We start from the raw sequence: 19,128 nt of genomic DNA on the forward strand, positions 1-19,128 counted from the left end.
CAACCATTACTTGCCCAGCAAATGCCCCATCTTGGCGGCTTTGGTGTCCAGGTAATGTTCATTGTTCGGGTTACGACCCACAATCAGCGGCACGCGTTCAACAATATTGATTCCCGCTTCGGTCAGAATTTCCACTTTTTTCGGGTTATTGGTCAGCAAACGAACTTCGTCCACGCCCAGCAGCTTGAACATATCCGCACACAGCGTGAAATCACGCTCATCTGCCGCAAAGCCCAACTGATGGTTAGCCTCAACGGTATCATAACCCTGGTCCTGCAACGCGTAGGCGCGGATTTTATTGAGCAGGCCGATATTGCGTCCTTCCTGACGATGATAAAGCAGGATACCGCGCCCTTCTTCAGCAATGTGGGTGAGAGCCGCTTCGAGCTGGAAGCCGCAATCGCAACGCAGGCTAAACAATGCATCGCCAGTCAGACATTCGGAGTGGACACGCGCCAGAACAGGCGTTTGACCAGTGATATCGCCAAAAACCAGTGCGACGTGATCGTGTCCGGTTGCCAGTTCTTCAAATCCCACCATCAGGAAATCACCCCAGGGGGTTGGCAGTTTGGCTTCTGCCACACGTTTAAGCTGCATGTAATTCTCCAGATTATGCTGGCACTGTCGTGCCGTCGCCTGTTGGCTTCTTGTTCTGTATTGCACTATTTTGCCATAAGGCAACGATGTTCACCTAATCGCGACAACGGATTCGCCTTTGGAATGGCACAAAAATGTCAATTTTCCCGGCATGCACTTTTTTCAGTTATGATTGTGAGACTTATCGACGAAAGGAGAGGCAATGCTGTCAATTGCAAAGCGCACTGCGGTCGGGGCCGGGCTGCTACTTATTATGCCGGTTGCTGTATGGGTATCGGGCTGGAGTTGGCAGCCGGGACACAACGTTTGGTGGCTAAAATCTCTGTACTGGGTAACGGAAACAGTGACGCAGCCGTGGGGGATTATCACTCACGTTGTGCTCTGCGCATGGTTTCTGTGGTGTCTGCGTTTTCGTCTGAAAGCTGCGGTAATGCTGTTTGCGATCCTGGCCGCGGCAATTTTAGTCGGTCAGGGAGTGAAGTCCTGGGTTAAAGACAGGGTGCAGGAACCTAGGCCCTTTGTCGTATGGCTGGAAAAAACGCACCATATCCCGGTTGATGAGTTCTACACTTTAAAACGTAAAGATCGTGGCAACTTAGTTAAAGAGCAATTGGCCGAACAACAGGATATTCCGACGTTTCTACGTAAGCACTGGCAAAAAGAAACGGGTTTTGCCTTTCCGTCAGGACATACGATGTTTGCTGCCAGTTGGGCTTTACTGGCAGTAGGGCTGTTATGGCCACGCAGACGTACGCTGACGATTGTGTTTTTGCTTATCTGGGCGACAAGTGTTATGGGTAGCCGCTTGCTGTTGGGCATGCACTGGCCGCGTGATTTGGTCGTTGCAACGCTGATTTCATGGCTGCTGGTAACGCTGGCGACCTGGCTCGCGCAGCGAGTATGCGGACCACTTACGCCGCCTGTGCAGGAGGCAAAAGAAATCGCGCAACGCGAGCAAGAAAGCTAGCTATGATTGATTTTTCAAATTTTGCCCTTAAATCAGAAAGCGGAAAGCGCTTTTCCATTTCGCACTCGTTGTGAAAATGGTAATTTAAAGGGCTCAACGCGGTAAGTTGTACACGATTTATTCGCTTAAACCACATAACGGGAAGTAATGTGAAATATTTACTCATTTTCTTACTGGTGTTGGCGATTTTTGTTATTTCGGTGACATTAGGTGCGCAAAACGATCAACAGGTTACGTTTAATTACCTGCTGGCTCAGGGTGAGTATCGTATCTCTACGCTGCTTGCTGTATTGTTTGCCGCAGGTTTTGCGATTGGTTGGTTAATTTGCGGCCTTTTCTGGCTGAAGGTTCGTGTGTCTCTTGCGCGCGCCGAACGTAAAATCAAACGACTGGAAAACCAGCTTACGCCTGCGACCGACGTTGCGGTTTCTGCCGATTCGTCGGTTGTGAAGGAATAATTATTTATGTTGGAGTTGTTGTTTCTGCTTTTACCTGTAGCCGCTGCCTATGGGTGGTATATGGGTCGCAGAAGTGCGCAACAAACCAAGCAGGATGAAGCTAACCGTCTTTCCCGTGACTATGTCGCCGGGGTTAACTTCCTCCTGAGCAACCAACAAGACAAAGCGGTGGATCTGTTCCTCGATATGCTAAAAGAGGATACGGGCACCGTTGAGGCTCATCTCACTCTCGGAAACCTGTTTCGCTCGCGCGGTGAAGTCGACCGCGCAATCCGCATCCATCAAACGTTAATGGAAAGTGCTTCGCTGACCTACGAGCAGCGTTTGTTGGCCGTACAACAGCTGGGGCGCGATTACATGGCCGCAGGTCTGTACGACCGCGCGGAAGACATGTTCAATCAGCTTACCGATGAAACAGATTTTCGCGTCGGTGCATTACAGCAACTGCTGCAAATTTATCAGGCGACCAGCGATTGGCAGAAAGCCATTGATGTCGCAGAACGTCTGGTGAAGCTAGGCAAAGATAAACAGCGTATTGAGATAGCCCACTTCTACTGCGAACTGGCCTTACAGCAGATGGGCAGTGACGATATGGATCGCGCCATGACGCTGTTGAAAAAAGGGGCTGCGGCAGACAAAAACAGTGCCCGGGTTTCCATCATGATGGGCCGTGTGTACATGGTGAAAGGCGAGTACGCGAAGGCCGTTGAAAGTCTGCAACGCGTGATTTCTCAGGATAAAGAACTGGTCAGCGAAACGCTGGAAATGCTGCAAAGCTGCTACCAGCATCTGGGGAAAACCGATGAGTGGGCAGAGTTTTTACGTCGGGCCGTTGAAGAGAATACTGGCGCCGCCGCCGAGCTGATGCTGGCCGATATTCTTGAAGCGCGTGAGGGGACTGATACCGCTCAGGTTTATATTACCCGCCAACTACAACGCCATCCTACGATGCGCGTGTTCCACAAATTAATGGATTACCATCTTAACGAAGCAGAAGAAGGGCGCGCGAAAGAGAGCCTGATGGTTCTGCGCGATATGGTCGGGGAGCAGGTGCGCAGCAAGCCGCGCTATCGTTGCCAGAAGTGCGGATTTACCGCATATACACTGTACTGGCACTGCCCATCTTGTCGCTCATGGTCAACCATTAAGCCTATTCGCGGACTTGATGGGTTGTAATTTTTAAAAAAATCTTACTTTAGTTACAACATACTTATGATGAGTAACAAAGCCATCCTCAGCCGCCGTTGCCAAATTCGCCTGGCAGAAATGGAATCGCGCCTGTTAATTTTCTATTACCGCAGGTAGAATGCACGCCGTTTACCCATTTCGCGCTACTGTCGGCGCCCATCCTCAAGAAGGTCTGGTCATGACGTTTACTGCTTCATCTTCTTCTCGTGCTGTTACTGATTCTCCTGTCGTTGTCGCTCTCGATTATTCCAATCGTGATAAAGCATTAGCTTTTGTCGACAGAATTGATCCTCGTGATTGCCGTTTGAAAGTGGGCAAAGAGATGTTCACGCTTTTTGGACCTCAGTTGGTTCGCGATTTACAACAGCGTGGCTTTGACGTTTTTCTTGATTTGAAATTTCATGATATTCCCAACACTACCGCGCATGCCGTTGCTGCAGCGGCTGAGCTTGGCGTGTGGATGGTTAACGTTCATGCTTCTGGTGGGGCGCGTATGATGACCGCCGCACGTGAAGCCTTATTACCTTTTGGCAAGGACGCACCGTTGCTGATTGCGGTAACGGTTCTGACCAGTATGGAAGCCAGCGACCTCGCCGATCTCGGCGTGACGTTGTCACCTGCAGAACATGCTGAAAGGCTGGCGCGCTTAACCCAGCATTGTGGTTTGGATGGCGTTGTATGCTCCGCGCAGGAAGCGGTGCGATTCAAGCAGGCGTTTGGCCAGGCATTTAAATTGGTTACGCCGGGTATTCGTCCTGAAGGCAGCGAGGCGGGCGACCAGCGTCGCATTATGACGCCGGAACAAGCACAGTTAGCTGGTGTGGATTATATGGTTATTGGTCGTCCGGTCACGCAGTCGGCAGATCCGGCTCAGACGCTGAAGATGATTAATGCCTCACTGAAACGAGGTGCGTAAATGAACGACTCAAACTCTCGCCTGGTCTACTCAACCGACTCCGGGCGCATTGATGAACCAAAAGCTGCTCCTGTGCGTCCACAAGGCGATGGCATTGTCCGTATCCAGCGCCAGACCAGTGGCCGCAAAGGCAAGGGCGTGTGTTTGATTACCGGTATTGATCAAGATGATGCCGAACTGACCAAATTAGCTGCGGAACTGAAGAAAAAATGTGGTTGCGGCGGGGCAGTTAAGGATGGCGTGATTGAGATACAGGGTGATAAACGCGACCTGATTAAATCGCTGCTGGAAGCCAAAGGAATGAAAGTTAAACTGGCTGGCGGTTAATAAAAAAGCCACGGAATTTTTCCGTGGCTTTTTAATAATACAGACCTGAAAAAGTAAACGTATTATTATATCGAGCCGTTCAACCGTAGATTATTTACCCACCTGGTGGCCAATGATACCACCTACTGCAGCACCACCCAGCGTACCCAGCGTGCTGCCGTCAGTCAGGACTGCACCACCTATTGCACCTGCACCAGCACCGATTGCGGTGTTACGATCGCGTTTGGACCAGTTAGAGCAGGCGCTCAGCGACATTGCCAGAGTAATCGCCAGAATGGCAGCGGTCATTTTTTTGCTCGTTACTAACATAATACTTTCTCCTGAATTATTGATTCACGGAATCCAGTGTTCTTTAAGAATAGCGCTAAATTTAGGCTAACGAAGATATTTCCGTGAAACCGTTTAGCGAAGGCATTACAAACACTATCCTGAAGTTGGAGGTTCGTTCCTGTTATATCGCTAACATTAATTTTACGACTTAATCCTGTTAACGACAGGTAAAAAGTCTTAATTGGGCTGTCAGATAGCTCTCAGAGGGGAGATGATTTGCCAACTGACAAATCATCTGCTGAAGATGTTACGCGTGGGCATCAATGATATTGACGGTTAATCCGGAGTGCTCAAGCTGCATTTGTACGCTGGCGCTAAGTCTGGAGTCCGTGACTACGCGGCTGAATCGCTCTAATGGACCCAGCGTGTACGGGTGAATGGCTTCGAATTTTGAGCTGTCAGTAAGCACAATAACTTCTGCACCTTTTTCCAGCACCGCGTTAACCACATCAGAACGCATCATGTCGCGTCCGGTGAAGCCGGTGTCAGCCTGCCAGCCATCAATGCCGATAAAGGCCTTGCTGAAGTGTACCTGCTGGATAAACTGGCGAGTTAAGGGCCCAACCATACTTTCGCTTTTTTTCTGATAGATGCCGCCAAGAAGAATCACTTCGCAAGGGGTTTCTTTCAGCAGATGGGCTATATAGCTGCTGACGGTAATGATGGTGACATCTTTTTGCTCCGCGAGCGTTCTGGCTAAGAGCGCATTGCTACTGCCGTTTTCAATGAATACGGACTCGCCTGGGCTTACCAGCGATGCGGCGAATTCAGCCAGCTCACGCTTCAGCGTAAAATTAGTCATCATGCGCGTTTCCACATCATCGCTGTTCAATGAAACAGCAAAACCGTGCGCTCGGCGTAAATAACTCTGTTTTTCCAGTGTGTTCAGATCCTGTCGAATCGTCACTTCTGAGACACCGGTGATTTTTGCCAGTTCGGCAACGCTCATCTGACCTTTATCAGTCACCATCTGCAAAATAGATTGTTGTCGGGAATTCATAATATTAATTTTATTGCGATATCGTATCGGAAATTAAACGGAAACTGCCTCACGTGCAGTTTGCTTACAGCAGCGACATTAAAGGGTTAATGCCATCAGATCTCCCAGGGAGCCTTGTGCTTTTTGGGCAAAGATTCGGCATCTTCTTTGGTCATGTTTAGCAGCTCAGCCTTCAGAATTTCGAGATTATGGATAGCTGAGTGGTAATCACCTGCAACGAGGATATCCAGCACAGTATCAATGCGTTCGGCCAGACGCTGAGCGTCGATATCAGACATGGTTATCATCCTAATGGCAATAGAGTTTGAATTTCATGATGCAGAATTTCATGGCAAAAGAGAAGGGAAAAATAGTATTAACTTCAACGATAGAAGAATATTATATATTCTGTGATTACATGCAGATAGGATCGTTACGTAATGTCCATTTATGGCTATTCTCAACGTTTGATCCCACTGCATTAGCGTGTTTTTTTATTCAGGTGCCGTCGATACCAACGTTCAAATGCAACTGCTGGCATTGGCTTGGCAAACAAAAAACCCTGACGCTCGTTGACGCCATTTTTGGTTAAAAACGCATCCTCTTTCGCGCTTTCAACACCTTCGGCGATGACCTGTAGGTTGAGTGCCTGTGCGACCGCAACAATGGCACGTACCAGCGACTGCGAAACAGGTTGTTTGTGTACATCCCTGACAAAGGTTTGATCCAGTTTAATTGCATCAAGTGGGAACCGGGCCAGTTGAGACAGTGACGAATAACCGGTACCAAAATCATCCAAATGGATTTGCGCCCCCATCTGGCTAAACTGCTGAATGACGGACAGTGCCAGTTGCTCATTTTCAATTAAACTGCTTTCCGTTAACTCGACATCGATGGGGCAATATTCAAAGTCGAGTTCATGAAGCACCTGCTTGAGATCGGTAAATAGCGTCTGATCGGCGAGCTGCCGGGCAGAAACGTTTACCGCCACGCGCAGATTGATTCCCTTTGCGCGCCATTTTGCTATCTGACGCACAACGTCCAGAATAACCCAGCGACCCAGAGGAACGATAAGCCCTGATTCTTCGGCGTAAGAGATAAATTCCAGTGGTGGAATGAGGCCACGTTCCGGAGACTGCCAGCGAACCAGCGCCTCCAGGCTGCGCACTTCGCCTCGCCAGGTTATCTTTGGCTGATAATGGATGACCAGTTGATCGTTTTCCAGCGCCTTGCGCAGATTAGTATCCAGCCACAGATATTCAAATACCCGCTGATTCATTTCCGGAGAGAAAACACAAAACTGTCCGCGGCCACCTTCTTTCGCGGTGTACATGGCCGTATCGGCGTTACGAATGACGCTCTCGCAGTCCTGACCATGTTGTGGAGCGAGGGAAATACCAATAGAGCATCCGGTATAGATTTCAATCAGGCCGATGCGAAAAGGTTGACGTAGGCGTGTCAGAATACGCGACGCGGTGGCTTCCAGTGAACCCTGGGATGTTTCGGTGGCAAGGACAATAAACTCATCGCCGCCAAACCGTGCCAGTAACTGGTTTTCGCTAAGGCAACTGAGTATTGCCAGCGATACGCTTTGCAAAAGCTGATCGCCAAACATATGCCCGTAGGCATCGTTTACCTTTTTGAAGTTATCCAGATCGAGGTACACAATCCCGACCTGAGTATCGCCCGCGTTCTCAATCGCATTGCTGATCAGATCATGAATAGCGTTGCGATTGGGTAATCCAGTGATAGAGTCGGTATTCGCCAACACCCGCAAACGCTCCTGGGCGCGGCGTTCTTCAGTGATATCGGTCCCGGAACAGATCAGAAATATTTCGTTCTTGCCGCTACCGTTATGCACAAATTTATTACGAAATAAAAACAGACGCTGTCCTTTGCAGGTCTTCACCCAGCGTTCAACTTCATATGAGTTACCTTCGCGAAAAAAGACCTCAATATTGCGTCGTGACGCGGCAGCTTCACGTCGACTCATAAATAATGTAAATACACTTTGGCCAATGACTTCACGTTCTTTGAGTCCGGTATACTCTTCGCACAGTCGATTAAACCGCTGAATGTTGCCCATGCGATCAAGAATGACAATAACTGAATTGGCTTCAGAAACCACCTGTTCGGCAAAAGAGAGGCCGTGAGCCAGGTCACGGGCGACGGAAGGGGTGTCATCCCAGGCGGATGCGCTACCGGCCCATTCACGCTTATTGATTTTTCGGCCGACCAGATGCACGGGAATGTTGTCATCTTCAATCGGTAACGTCATTAATAAACTTGACGTAATTACCGTCATCTCGCGAATGCGTTCGGCTTGTTCCGGGGATAATTCGATGGTCTGATCGGCCTCTGACGTTTCTTCGACAGAGAAATGCAGGATGTTGCAATCCTCTGACAAACGCCAGTAAGGGTTATTAGTGCCCACATAGCTATACAACGTAATCAGCTCCCGGACGTCTTTCATGATGTGTACTATCCCGTTTAAAGCGCATAGAGCCTCAAAAGTATGGGTAGCCATGATTCATTCAGGGTGATTATGGCTGAACGTATTGTTTTTTTTATATATTTATGTGTAATCCAGAATCCGTAAAAAGCAAAGCCAACGGAACTGAAAAATAGTAAATAAATTTTTTGACTGGATGAAAGAAGTGTAGTGCGCGGTTGAAATTTGGGAGGTAAAAAGAAAACGACCTTTCAAAAATGAGAAAGGTCGCTTGATTTATGCGTGTTACGCGGCTGGACGCGCGATAACGCTGCGGGTTTCCATCCGTACTTCAGCGATAGTTACGTCAATCACATCCGTGACTTTGTAAACAACTTCACCTTTAATTTGCACGGTGCCGCTTTCCTGGCTGCATACCAGTTCATCACGAACGGCGTGCAGGAACGGTGCTGGAATAAATGCAACAGCGCCATTATCAACTAAGCGCACGCGCATGCCACCGCGGCTGACGTCAATGATCTCGGCCGCAAAGCGGGTGTCGGTACCGGCTTTATCACTCAGGAAACGGGCGTATAGCCAGTCACCCACGTCACGCTCAGCCATCCGGTTCAGGCGACGACGTTCTGCCATTTGCACGGTGGTATCATCCAGAGGTCGGGCGATGGTTTCGCCTTTGATGACGGCCTTAAGCAGACGGTGGTTGATCATATCGCCATACTTACGGATTGGGGAAGTCCAGGTGGCATATGCCTCCAGACCCAGCCCAAAGTGTGGACCTGGTTCAATACTTATTTCAGCGTAGGACTGGAAGCGGCGAATTCGGCTGTCGAGGAAGCCGGATGGCTGAGCATCCAGTTCGCGGCGCAGTTTGCAGAAACCTTCCAGAGTCAGGACTTCTTCGGCATCGACGTGCATACCGTGGGTTTTCAGCAGCGCGGCCAGAGCGTCGGCGTTGGCCGGGTCGAATCCCATATGGACGTTATAAATACCGAAACCCAGTTTGTCGCGAAGCACACGAGCGGCGCAAATATTTGCCGCAATCATGGATTCTTCCACGATACGGTTTGCGATGCGTCGTGGCTCAGCGACGATGTCCAGTACTTCACCTTTTTCACCGAGAACGAAACGGTAATCCGGGCGATCTTTAAAGACCAGCGCGTGGTTATGACGCCACTCTCCTCGGCTCAGGCAAATACGATGCAGTAGACGGATTTGTTCCGCAATCGCGTCGTTTTCTGGTTGCCAATCGCCCGTACCTTCCAGCCAGTCGGAAACATTGTCATAGGCCAGCTTCGCTTTTGACTCAATTGTCGCAGCGAAGAAGGTGATGTTGTCTTCAATCGTGCCATCGGCGGTAATGCTCATACGACAAGCTAAAACTGGGCGCACTTCGTTCGCGCGCAGAGAGCAGAGATCGTCAGACAATTCACGTGGCAACATCGGGATATTGAACCCCGGTAAATAATTGGTGAACGCGCGAATTTTTGCCGTTTTATCCAGCTTACTGCCTTCTGCAATCCAGGCTGTTGGGTCGGCAATGGCGACGGTTAATTGTAGCGTGCCGTCAGCTTGTTCTTCAGCATACAGCGCATCGTCCATATCTTCGGTGCTGGCGCTGTCGATGGTGACGAAATTGAGGGCGGTTAAATCTTCACGAACCAGGCCTTCGTCCAGCATTTCGGTTGCTACGCCGTCCGGTGCTTCTTTTTCCAGATTATGGCGTGCCAGTGTGACCCACCACGGGACAAAGTGGTCATCAGCAAAAGTGATAAATTGGGTTAACTCGGCGTAGAAGGTGCGATCGCCTTTCAGCGGATGACGGCGCATTTCTGCAACCGCCCAGTCGCCTTCTTTAAATTCATGTTCAACGCCGCGGGTGGCTCGACATGGAATAGCATCTTTCAGTAACGGATGATCCGGCACGATGGACAGACGATCATTTTTGCCCTGAACTTTACCCACGAAGCGCGTCAGGAAGGGTTCGATCAGTTCTTCCGGCTCTGCAGACTCACGATCTTTTTCTGTATGGATAACCGCAACAATGCGGTCGCCATGCATCACTTTTTTCATCTGCGGCGGTGGAATGAAATAGCTTTTTTGTGCATCGACTTCCAGGAAGCCAAAGCCTTTTTCCGTGGCTTTTACCACCCCTTCAGCACGTGGCGTCTGGGAATGTAGTTGCTGTTTAAGCTGCGCTAGCAGCGGGTTGTCCTGAAGCATAATTGTCTATTTTCGTGGCTAAAAGAGCGGCTGACAGTTTTACGCGATTCTGCCAGTGGCAGCAAGCGCTCTTTCAGTAAGTGGATAGGTTAATCAGTGTCGCCCAGCGCGATTTTCAAGCGATTCAACCATCCGCACAATCCACTCCAGGCTAGCAGGTTAATGGCCTGCTCTGAAGAGATTCCCTGATCGAACAAAGACGTTAACAGTGCGGTGCTAAAGCGGTCGGGCGCCCGGGTCAGCCATTGTACCGCCTGTAGGGTAACGCGCTCAACCGGATGTCGTTGTTCCCAACGTTGTAATTCACGTTCATCCAGGCGAAGCAGGGCGATAACGTCGACTAATTCATTTGCTGTATACGCCTGCTCGTTAAAGCAGGCCACGCTGCCGTTAATTCGTGACGTCATCAGCGCTGCCAGTGAAAATGCCTGTACTGATACAGCGCTGCGCCGGGCACTGGAAATCAGCGTCGTGAGTAAATCTAAAATGACCGGTGAATGTATCAATAATGGCACCAGCGCTTGCAGTTCATCGGGATATCCTCTGGCAGCGTTCTCATCATGGGGGGGATATTTTTCGATCGGGAATGGTGCAGCATGCCAGGTTGTCTTTGTGGCGTTAAATAACGAAGCGTGAGCAAATTGCTGAATATCCAGCCCCGGTATTCGGCGTACCGGATGACCAGACCAGGCCTGAAACAGGGCCACGGTTCGGGCCTGAAAACCGACGAAGCCGATGATTTGATTCATCAGAATATTATCGCTGGTGGTCAGTCCGACCGCCTCCAGATGCTGACGGTCGCGTTCGCCTATCACGGCAGGAGAGCTGGCAAGTTGGCGAGCATATTGGGTGATTTGTGCCAGTCGATGGTTACTTTCCCGCGAGGAGTCCGGACCGGGAAGCGGTGTTAAACGCGCGGCATAGTGATTACATAATCGCTGCACACCATACACCTGAGCGACGGTCAGGGCTGTACTCATCCGTTCATAAGCGCTGAACGTATGCATCTGATTCAGGTTTACATGAGCCGGGAAGAGCGTCTGGGCAAGTTTACGGGCAGGGGTTAACCAGGATTGAAAGGGCGAAAGAGCGTCATCAGGTAATGTCAGATCCAGTAAAAAACTGTCGTCGACATGAGCGGCTTCCGGGACCAGCGGCAGAACATCTTGCGGATACGTGCTGGATTGCGTCTCATGATACCAGTGGCTTTTGCCTTCAATTCGGCGTTGTTCCATGGGCGTTCCTTGGTCTAAAAGTGGCGACCCGGACTCGTCGTCATACTACTACGCCGGATCGTTTGCGCTGCAATATCCTGACGTAAGCAGATGAGGGGATGAAAGATTGTTACGTGATAATAAATATCAGAAAGGCATATGTGGTAGCTGAGAGGAGTGTCATGGGCGGCGCAAGACCGCCCATCGAGGTCTTAGGATTATTTAAGTTCCAGCTCGTTCATTGCGGCGATGCTGAAGCCACCGTCAACGTGTACGACTTCACCAGAGATACCGGCAGAGAGATCGGAGCACAGAAATGCAGCGGAGTTACCCACATCTTCAATGGTAACGGTGCGGCGAATCGGTGTAACCGCTTCGCAGTGCGCCAGCATTTTACGGAAATCTTTAATGCCAGAAGCGGCGAGTGTACGGATTGGACCTGCGGAAATGGCATTCACACGCACGCCTTCAGGCCCCATCGCATTAGCCATATAACGGACGTTCGCTTCCAGGGAGGCTTTCGCCAGGCCCATGACGTTATAGTTAGGGATTGCACGCTCTGCGCCCAGATAGGACAACGTCAGTAGCGCAGAGCCAGGGTTTAGCATGGAACGACATGCTTTTGCCATCGCAACAAAGCTGTAAGCGCTAATGTCATGCGCAATTTTAAATCCTTCGCGGGTAACTGCGTTCACATAATCGCCATCCAGTTGGTCAGCAGGTGCGAAGCCGATTGAGTGTACGAAACCGTCGAATTTCGGCCAGGTTTTGCTCAGTTCAGCAAACATGGCGTCAATGCTGGCATCTTCAGCCACATCACACTGCAAAACAATGTTGGAGCCTAATTGCGCTGCAAATTCTTCCACACGACCTTTCAGCTTGTCGTTCTGGTAGGTGAACGCCAGTTCAGCACCTTCGCGATGCATCGCCTGAGCGATTCCCCATGCGATAGACAATTTACTGGCAAGGCCTGTCACCAGAATACGCTTACCTGATAAAAAACCCATGGCTTTAATCCTTTTTGTTAACACTTATCTTTTACCAATCAATGAATTATGATTGACGCGTTAAGCTCACTCGAAATTGGTCTGAAATTATATCCCACGCCTTTTCCCTGAGGAATTGTTATCAACCTCACGTGACCTGTCACTTCATTGCATGTGGGGAGTATATCATCCCCCACAGGTTATGCTTCGTTCAGGCATTTAACGTCGGTGAAGCAGAGAAAATGCAAGGTTTCAAAGGCATTGAAATGGTATTATTTCATTGCTAGCTGATGTTAATAAACATAGCAAGGTAGGAACTTTCTTAAAACAAAAAATATGACAATATTCAGCTTGTTATGATATATTGTTTTTATCGATCAATATCGATACATTGATCGATATTATTGATTGATTGTGATTAGAAGTGCATTATCAGGATGTTATGATCAATTGGAGTGGTCTTATGCACTACCATTTCATCGCGGAAACGATGAGAGACACAACAGATAAATTACTGGGTGTGGAGATGAACGCCCGGTTTACTTCAGATACGGTTCAACCGTTGCATCCAGATTTCATCATTTCAGCGTGGGATAGCGAACAAAAGCGTAATTTCATGCTCGAGCAAATTCGATTAATTGCCGAAAAGCGTGACTGGTTTGAGCGTAACAGCCTTATTTGTACCCTGAAACTCATTGACGAAATGGCGCTGCTGGCGATTGGTGATCCAGCCATCAAGTCGGCCTTACAGGCACTACCATTTATTGCACTGGAACTTTCAGAACGTTTTCTGACGAATACAGTGTGCCTGAATAGTCTGTTGATTAATTCACTTCGCGACGGCCCAAACGCATTGTGGTTAGGCGATCTTGGCTCCGGCAGCGTAGGGGCCAGCCCGCTGGTTTGCGGTCATTTTGACGTTGTTAAACTGGATCGCGGTTTTTTCCTGGAACAGGTAGAAAAACCGATGTTCCCGGTGCTGATCAAAAATATCAGGGAATATTGCGACCGTGTTGTAGTGAAGGGAGTCGAAACAGCACAACTTGTCGACGAGGCCAGTGCTGCAGGTGTCTGGGCAATGCAGGGTGCCCTTTATCCGTCAGTCACGTTTACCGAAGTTGATACGCTGCTCTTACCTACGTTGTGTCACTGATGGCAGAATGCCCCCCGGTTGAGGGGGCAGTCGTTTGTTAGCGATCTTTCCGCCAGGCGTCGGCGGTAAGCGCTTCGCCGAAATGACCTGCAATCAGGCGACGGGTAAGTTCATGCAACGGGGAGGCCAGAACGTCCGCTGTACTGCCGCGCTCAACAACTTCGCCCTGATGCATGACTAATACCTGGTCGCTGATGTGCTTCATCATGCCAATATGCTGAGTCACATAGATATATGAAATCCCTTGTTTTTCCTGTAATTCCAGCATCAGATTGATGAGCTGCGAACGCATCGACATGTCCAGAGAAGCCAGGGCTTCGTCGGCGATAATGACTTTGGGCCGTAAAATGAGCGCACGGGCAAGGCCCAGACGCTGTTTTTGCCCCGGCGCTAACATATGCGGGTAATAGCTTACGTGATCGGGCAGCAGTCCGACCATGCGCATGGTCTCCACGATCTGTTTACGACGCTGCTCAGGCTCGAGGTCGGTATTCAGTCGTAGCGGAAAATCGAGGATCTGCGAGATACGTTGCCGAGGATTAAGCGATGTTGACGGATCCTGGAAAATCATACGGATCCGCTGACTACGAAATGAATAATCACCATATTTTAACGGATGATCGTCAATCAGCAGCTCACCGCTGGTAGGTTCAATCATACCCGCCAACATTTTTGCCAGCGTAGATTTCCCTGAACCGTTTTCACCAATGACGGCGAGCGTCTGACGTTCGCGCAGGGTGAAACTCAGGGGCTTGACGGCCTCAACGGTCTGGCGGCGAAATAAACCTGTCCGGTAGCGAAAGGTTTTGCTCAGGTTACGAACTTCGAGCAGGGTTTCTACCATCTCACTCTCTCTCCATGTTCAGCGGGAAATGACAGGCGTAGAGATGATTCTTTGCTCCGGTCAGTCTTGGGGTTTCAATACATTCGCGTTGTGCATAAGGGCAGCGCGGCCCCAGACGACAGCCGATGGGTAATTGTTCCAGCAATGGAATTGCTCCTGGCATGGTATTCAGGCGGCTTTTGTGCGGCATTGCGCTACCAAAATCAGGAATAGCGCGAATCAACGCTTGAGTATAAGGATGATGCGGAATGGTCACCAAATCTTTACTTGGCGCGGTTTCCACCGTTTGTCCGCAGTACATCACGTTGATTTTGTCAGCCCACTGGCTGAGCATTTGCAGGTCATGGCTTATCAACAAAATGGTGGTATTGCTGTTTTGATTCAGACGGGTTAGCAGACGGAAAATTTGCGCCTGGGTGGTTGGCTCCATCGCGTTCGTCGGTTCATCGGCAATCAGCAAACGCGGCTGATTCGCCAATGCGATAGCGATCATGACCTTCTGGCATTCGCCGTCGGTTAGCTCATACGGGAAGCTGCGCATGGCATCTTTATGGTCTTTTATCCCGACGCGGTGTAAGAGTTCAATCGCACGGCGTTTGCGCCAGCCGATGCGTTGCCACCAGCGGCCCTTGTAAGTCCAGGCAGGAATATTTTGCATTAGCTGCCGTCCGATCCGCTCAGACGGATCGAGACATGACTGTGGCTCCTGAAAGATCATGGAGACGTTATGACCGACCAGTTTGCGTCGTTCACGCGCGGAAAGGCGTAGCAGATCGATATCATCAAAACGCATACGGTCTGCGGTTACGCGCCAGTTATCTTTAGCGACGCCGCAAATGGCCTTAGCGATCAGACTTTTGCCGGAACCCGACTCGCCGACCAGCCCGCGGATTTCACCCTCGTTGAGGGTCATGCTGACGCGATCAACTGCCTTAACCCAGTCGTCACCGGTTCTGAATTCAATCGTCAGGTTGCGGATATCCAGTAATGGCATTATTCCACCCCCGCAATAATTGCGCGGCGCACGCCGTCACCCAGTAGGTTAACCAGCAGCACGCTTATCATAATTGCTGCGCCTGGCAGCATGACCGTCCACGGTGCGACATAAATCAGCTCCAGCGCGTCACCGAGCATGGCCCCCCATTCCGGGGATGGCAGCTGTGCGCCAAGGTCGAGAAAACCCAGCGCGGCGATATCCAGAATCGCCATCGACAGTGCGCGGGTGATTTCAGTAATCAGACCGGCGGTAATATTCGGCAGAACGGCAAACCACAGAATATTCAGTGTGGTTGCACCATCCAGGCGAGCGGCAATGACGTATTCTTTCTCCAGCTCGTCATGCACCATGCTGTAAACGGAGCGCACCATGCGCGGCAGCAACGCCAGCCAGACCGCAAACATGGCGTGTGTCAGATGCGGTCCGGCAAAGGCCACCACAATAATCGCCAGCAGCAGAGAAGGGATCGACAGCAGGGTGTCCAGAATGTGGTTCAGCACTGCGGAGCGCAAGCCGTGCGTCGCACCGGCAACTACGCCCAATACAAGGCCACACAGTGTGGCGGCAAGAGTGACGACAAACGCGCCTCCAACGGTCGGGGCCGCGCCGCTGAGCAGACGACTTAAAACGTCTCGTCCCAGATCGTCAGTTCCGAGGAAGAAAGAGACTTCGCCATAGCGTGACCATGACGGCGGTAAAAGCTGATAGCCGAGAAATTGCTGATCGATGCCGTAAGGGGCAAACCAACCACCAAAAATACACAAAACAGCCAATCCCGCGCAGCCGTACAGGCCGATCATCGCAGTTGCATCACCATAGAAATTGCGCCATGCGGTGCGCAACGTACCTGGCGGGCGTTTTTCGCTATAGACGCTATCGTAAGGCATACCATTCCTTATGTTTCAGAGGGTTAGCCATAGCACCCAAAATATCAGAGATAACGTTGACGATGATAACCAGTGAGCCAATCACCATAACGCCCGCTGAAATCGCCGCGTAATCCTGCTGGCGAATCGCGTTAATCAACCAACGGCCAAGACCAGGCCAGCTAAAGACCATCTCGGTGATCATCGCCAGCGTCAGCATGGTGGAAAACTGTAAGCCCAGGCGTGGGATCACCGGCGGGAGGGCGTTGTGCAGAACGTGACGGCGCAGAATCGTTAAGCGTGACAAACCGCGTGTGGCCGCCGCTTTGACGTAGTTCTGATCAAAGACCTCAATGGTGCTGATACGCATCAGGCGAATGACTTCGGTGGTGGGCGCAACGGAGAGCGTTAGCACCGGGAGCACCATATGACGGATAGCGCTGACCAGCATTTCATCGCGCCAGGGTGAATCGGAGATCCACGCATCAATAATGGCAAAACCGGTAACGGGTTTCACCTCGTAGAGAAGATCAAAACGCCCGGAAACGGGTAACCAGCCGAGGGTCAGTGAGAAGAGCAATGTCAGCAGCAGAGCCAGCCAAAAAACGGGGATAGAAAACCCCATCAGAGCCAATGCGCTGATGCAACGATCCTGCCATTTGTTGCGCGTGATACCTGCCAGCATACCAACGGGGATCCCGACCATTAGTGCAAAACCAAAGGCAAGAATGCACAGTTCCATTGTGGCCGGGAACACCTCTTTCAGCTGTTCTGAGATCAACTGACCGTTGATACTGGATACGCCGAAATCCCAGTGAATGAGACCATTGAACCAGAATACCCAGGCGTTCCACAACGATGCTCCCTGTAACGGCGCATGAGGTGTGAAATAGCTCAGGCTGAATCCAATAAAAGTCAGGAAGAACAGGGTGACCAGTAGCAGCAAAAATCGACGCAGGGTGAAGATAATCATGGTTTTTTCACCTCATCTTTCTTTTCCCGGGATACCCCGGCAAAAGAGGAATTGCCGAACGGACTGAGCACCAGCCCTTTGATGTCGTAGCGGTAAGCCTGTAGACGCAGTGAAGAGGCCAGCGGCAGGATCGGTAACTCTTGCGCAAGAATATTTTGCGCTTCGTCATAGGCATCAATTCGCGATGAAAGCTGCTGCGAAGAGAGGGCTTTGCGCAGAATGCTGTCAAACTGCGGATTACACCAGTGGGCAAAGTTGGTCTGTGAATTGATGGCGGCACAGCTGAGCAACGGCCGGAAAAAACTGTCAGGATCGTTACTGTCCGTCGCCCAGCCGGATAACGTCAGATCATGGTTCATATCCATTAATCTTGCCTCCTGAAAACGGCCTTCTACCGGGATGATCTTCACTTTCACACCCACCTGAGCCATATCTGCCTGAATCAGCTCTGCGGTTTTCAGCGGACTGGGGTTCCAGGCCTGAGAGCTGGTAGGGACCCAAAGTTGTAACGTCAGATTCTCCAGCCCCAGTGCTTTTAACTGCTCGCGCGATTTTGCCGGGTTGTACTCTGTAATTTTAGCTTCGTTATCATAAGCCCACGAGGCGCGAGGCAAAATAGATGCCGCGGTTTCTGCCGTCCCGTAGTAGATAGACTGCATTAACCGTTGGTTGTTGATCGCTAGCGCCAGCGCATGCCGCACGGCAGGGTTATTCAACGGCGGTTTATTGGTGTTGAACGCCAGATAGGCAATGTTCATCCCCGGGCGCAGCGTCAGACGCAGGCGAGGGTCATCACGCAATATGCTGAGCTGGCTGGCGGCAGGCCAGGCTAAAACGTCACATTCGCCGGTCAGTAACTTTGATAACCGTCCGGTTCCGCCAGAACCGAGGTCCACTACCACCTGCGGCATCAGAGGAGTGCCACGCCAGAATTTTTCATGCCGCTGCAACCGAATATATTGGCCGGCACGATTCTCCGAAAGTTGGTACGGTCCTGTGCCGACAGGTTGTCTGTCGAGCAGTTCCTGACGATCCTGTTTTGCCAGGTTAGCCGCATATTCCGCCGACATTACGGAGGCATAGTGTGTGGCAAGATGCCACATAAAGGAGGCATCAGGTTGAGTTAAGCGGAATTCAACGGTGTTGTTGTCCAGTTTGCGCACACTTTGGACGTTATCGGCGAACTGCAGGCTGTCGAAGTAGGGGAAATTGCTGCCGTTCACATTGTGCCACGGATGGTGGCGATCAAAGATGCGCTCGAAGGTAAACACCACATCGTCTGCATTCAGTTTGCGGGTGGGAGTGAACCAGGCAGTCTTCTGAAACTGTACGTCACGACGCAGATGGAAGCGGTAGGTTGCGCCGTTATCCAGCACCTCCCAGCTTTCAGCCAGCTCAGGCACCAGTCGATAGGTGTAGGGATCTACATCAAGCAGTCGGTCATACAATTGGGCCGCTAACGTGTCGACGATGAGACCACTGCTCGTTTTTTGCGGGTTGAACGTATTGACCTGCCCGCTGACGCAATAGACAAACCCACTGTCACGGATATCAGCGTGCGAAGCTTGCTCAGGCGCAGCAGCAGCCTGACCACTCAGAAATCCAGCCATCACGATCAGAGATGATAAAACCAGGCGCATAATTTTAAAGGGTTATATATA

Annotated in this window: 19 protein-coding genes; 6 read left to right on the forward strand and 13 right to left on the reverse strand. The window is 50.7% G+C overall.

Features of this window, described 5'->3' with window-relative positions:
* Positions 1-6: 6 nt before the first annotated feature.
* Positions 7-597 carry a GTP cyclohydrolase II gene (gene ribA / locus OGV71_RS16705; protein ID WP_003020601.1) on the reverse strand — a complete coding sequence of 197 codons (591 nt, stop codon included), beginning with the start codon at positions 595-597 and terminating at the stop codon, positions 7-9.
* Positions 598-799: 202 nt separating this feature from the next.
* On the opposite strand from ribA, the gene pgpB reads away from it, so the two are divergent.
* The 5 genes from pgpB (at position 800) to yciH (ending at position 4,453) form a co-directional block, all read left to right on the forward strand.
* The gene (gene pgpB, locus OGV71_RS16710) at positions 800-1,564 is read left to right on the forward strand and encodes a phosphatidylglycerophosphatase B (protein WP_003020598.1); all 765 of its coding nucleotides are present in this window, start codon (positions 800-802) and stop codon (positions 1,562-1,564) included.
* A gap of 149 nt (positions 1,565-1,713) precedes the next feature.
* The gene (locus OGV71_RS16715; RefSeq protein WP_003020595.1) at positions 1,714-2,022 is read left to right on the forward strand and encodes a LapA family protein; all 309 of its coding nucleotides are present in this window, start codon (positions 1,714-1,716) and stop codon (positions 2,020-2,022) included.
* 6 nt (positions 2,023-2,028) lie between these two features.
* Complete coding sequence (lapB, locus tag OGV71_RS16720) at positions 2,029-3,198, forward strand: lipopolysaccharide assembly protein LapB (RefSeq protein ID WP_071685615.1); 1,170 nt, start codon at positions 2,029-2,031, stop codon at positions 3,196-3,198.
* 190 nt (positions 3,199-3,388) lie between these two features.
* Entirely contained in the window at positions 3,389-4,126 is a 738-nt protein-coding gene (gene pyrF / locus OGV71_RS16725; RefSeq protein WP_103856625.1) for an orotidine-5'-phosphate decarboxylase, read from the forward strand.
* Positions 4,127-4,453 carry a stress response translation initiation inhibitor YciH gene (gene yciH / locus OGV71_RS16730; protein ID WP_003843984.1) on the forward strand — a complete coding sequence of 109 codons (327 nt, stop codon included), beginning with the start codon at positions 4,127-4,129 and terminating at the stop codon, positions 4,451-4,453.
* Between the two features lie 90 nt (positions 4,454-4,543).
* Here the strand turns inward: yciH and osmB are convergent, their stop codons facing one another.
* The 7 genes from osmB to fabI all read right to left on the reverse strand — a co-directional run bounded on the left by osmB (position 4,544) and on the right by fabI (position 12,655).
* Complete coding sequence (gene osmB, locus OGV71_RS16735; protein WP_003020583.1) at positions 4,544-4,762, reverse strand: osmotically-inducible lipoprotein OsmB; 219 nt, start codon at positions 4,760-4,762, stop codon at positions 4,544-4,546.
* Positions 4,763-5,030: 268 nt separating this feature from the next.
* On the reverse strand, positions 5,031-5,783 hold the full coding sequence (yciT, locus tag OGV71_RS16740) for a DNA-binding transcriptional regulator YciT (RefSeq protein WP_003020580.1): 753 nt from the start codon (positions 5,781-5,783) through the stop codon (positions 5,031-5,033).
* A 95-nt stretch (positions 5,784-5,878) separates the two neighbouring features.
* Complete coding sequence (locus tag OGV71_RS16745; protein WP_003020577.1) at positions 5,879-6,061, reverse strand: YciZ family protein; 183 nt, start codon at positions 6,059-6,061, stop codon at positions 5,879-5,881.
* 182 nt (positions 6,062-6,243) lie between these two features.
* Entirely contained in the window at positions 6,244-8,235 is a 1,992-nt protein-coding gene (gene pdeR, locus OGV71_RS16750) for a cyclic di-GMP phosphodiesterase (protein WP_061547990.1), read from the reverse strand.
* A 264-nt stretch (positions 8,236-8,499) separates the two neighbouring features.
* Positions 8,500-10,434 carry an exoribonuclease II gene (locus tag OGV71_RS16755; protein ID WP_286533672.1) on the reverse strand — a complete coding sequence of 645 codons (1,935 nt, stop codon included), beginning with the start codon at positions 10,432-10,434 and terminating at the stop codon, positions 8,500-8,502.
* 89 nt (positions 10,435-10,523) lie between these two features.
* Complete coding sequence (locus OGV71_RS16760; protein WP_071697413.1) at positions 10,524-11,669, reverse strand: carboxymuconolactone decarboxylase family protein; 1,146 nt, start codon at positions 11,667-11,669, stop codon at positions 10,524-10,526.
* A gap of 197 nt (positions 11,670-11,866) precedes the next feature.
* Positions 11,867-12,655 carry an enoyl-ACP reductase FabI gene (gene fabI, locus OGV71_RS16765; protein ID WP_003020565.1) on the reverse strand — a complete coding sequence of 263 codons (789 nt, stop codon included), beginning with the start codon at positions 12,653-12,655 and terminating at the stop codon, positions 11,867-11,869.
* A gap of 442 nt (positions 12,656-13,097) precedes the next feature.
* On the opposite strand from fabI, the gene OGV71_RS16770 reads away from it, so the two are divergent.
* Positions 13,098-13,787: an EAL domain-containing protein gene (locus tag OGV71_RS16770; RefSeq protein WP_008322387.1), complete on the forward strand. Its 690-nt coding sequence runs from the start codon at positions 13,098-13,100 to the stop codon at positions 13,785-13,787.
* A gap of 37 nt (positions 13,788-13,824) precedes the next feature.
* Here the strand turns inward: OGV71_RS16770 and sapF are convergent, their stop codons facing one another.
* The 5 genes from sapF to sapA are packed head-to-tail and all read right to left on the reverse strand — an operon-like array spanning position 13,825 to position 19,107.
* The gene (gene sapF, locus OGV71_RS16775; protein ID WP_003020558.1) at positions 13,825-14,631 is read right to left on the reverse strand and encodes a peptide ABC transporter ATP-binding protein SapF; all 807 of its coding nucleotides are present in this window, start codon (positions 14,629-14,631) and stop codon (positions 13,825-13,827) included.
* 1 nt (position 14,632) lies between these two features.
* Positions 14,633-15,625, reverse strand: a complete 993-nt coding sequence (sapD, locus tag OGV71_RS16780) for a peptide ABC transporter ATP-binding protein SapD (protein WP_003020556.1) — start codon at positions 15,623-15,625, stop codon at positions 14,633-14,635.
* Entirely contained in the window at positions 15,625-16,515 is an 891-nt protein-coding gene (gene sapC / locus OGV71_RS16785) for a peptide ABC transporter permease SapC (RefSeq protein WP_003020550.1), read from the reverse strand. The genes sapD and sapC overlap by 1 nt, the downstream gene beginning before the upstream one ends.
* A complete protein-coding gene (gene sapB / locus OGV71_RS16790; RefSeq protein ID WP_003020545.1) occupies positions 16,502-17,467 on the reverse strand; it encodes a peptide ABC transporter permease SapB in 966 nt (321 codons plus the stop codon). The genes sapC and sapB overlap by 14 nt, the downstream gene beginning before the upstream one ends.
* Positions 17,464-19,107, reverse strand: coding sequence for an ABC transporter substrate-binding protein SapA (sapA, locus tag OGV71_RS16795; RefSeq protein WP_003840735.1), 1,644 nt, complete (start codon positions 19,105-19,107; stop codon positions 17,464-17,466). The genes sapB and sapA overlap by 4 nt, the downstream gene beginning before the upstream one ends.
* Positions 19,108-19,128: the final 21 nt, after the last annotated feature.

Origin of the sequence: Citrobacter sp. Cf088, from assembly GCF_030334295.1 — a bacterium.
Classification (GTDB): Bacteria; Pseudomonadota; Gammaproteobacteria; order Enterobacterales; family Enterobacteriaceae; genus Citrobacter; species Citrobacter freundii.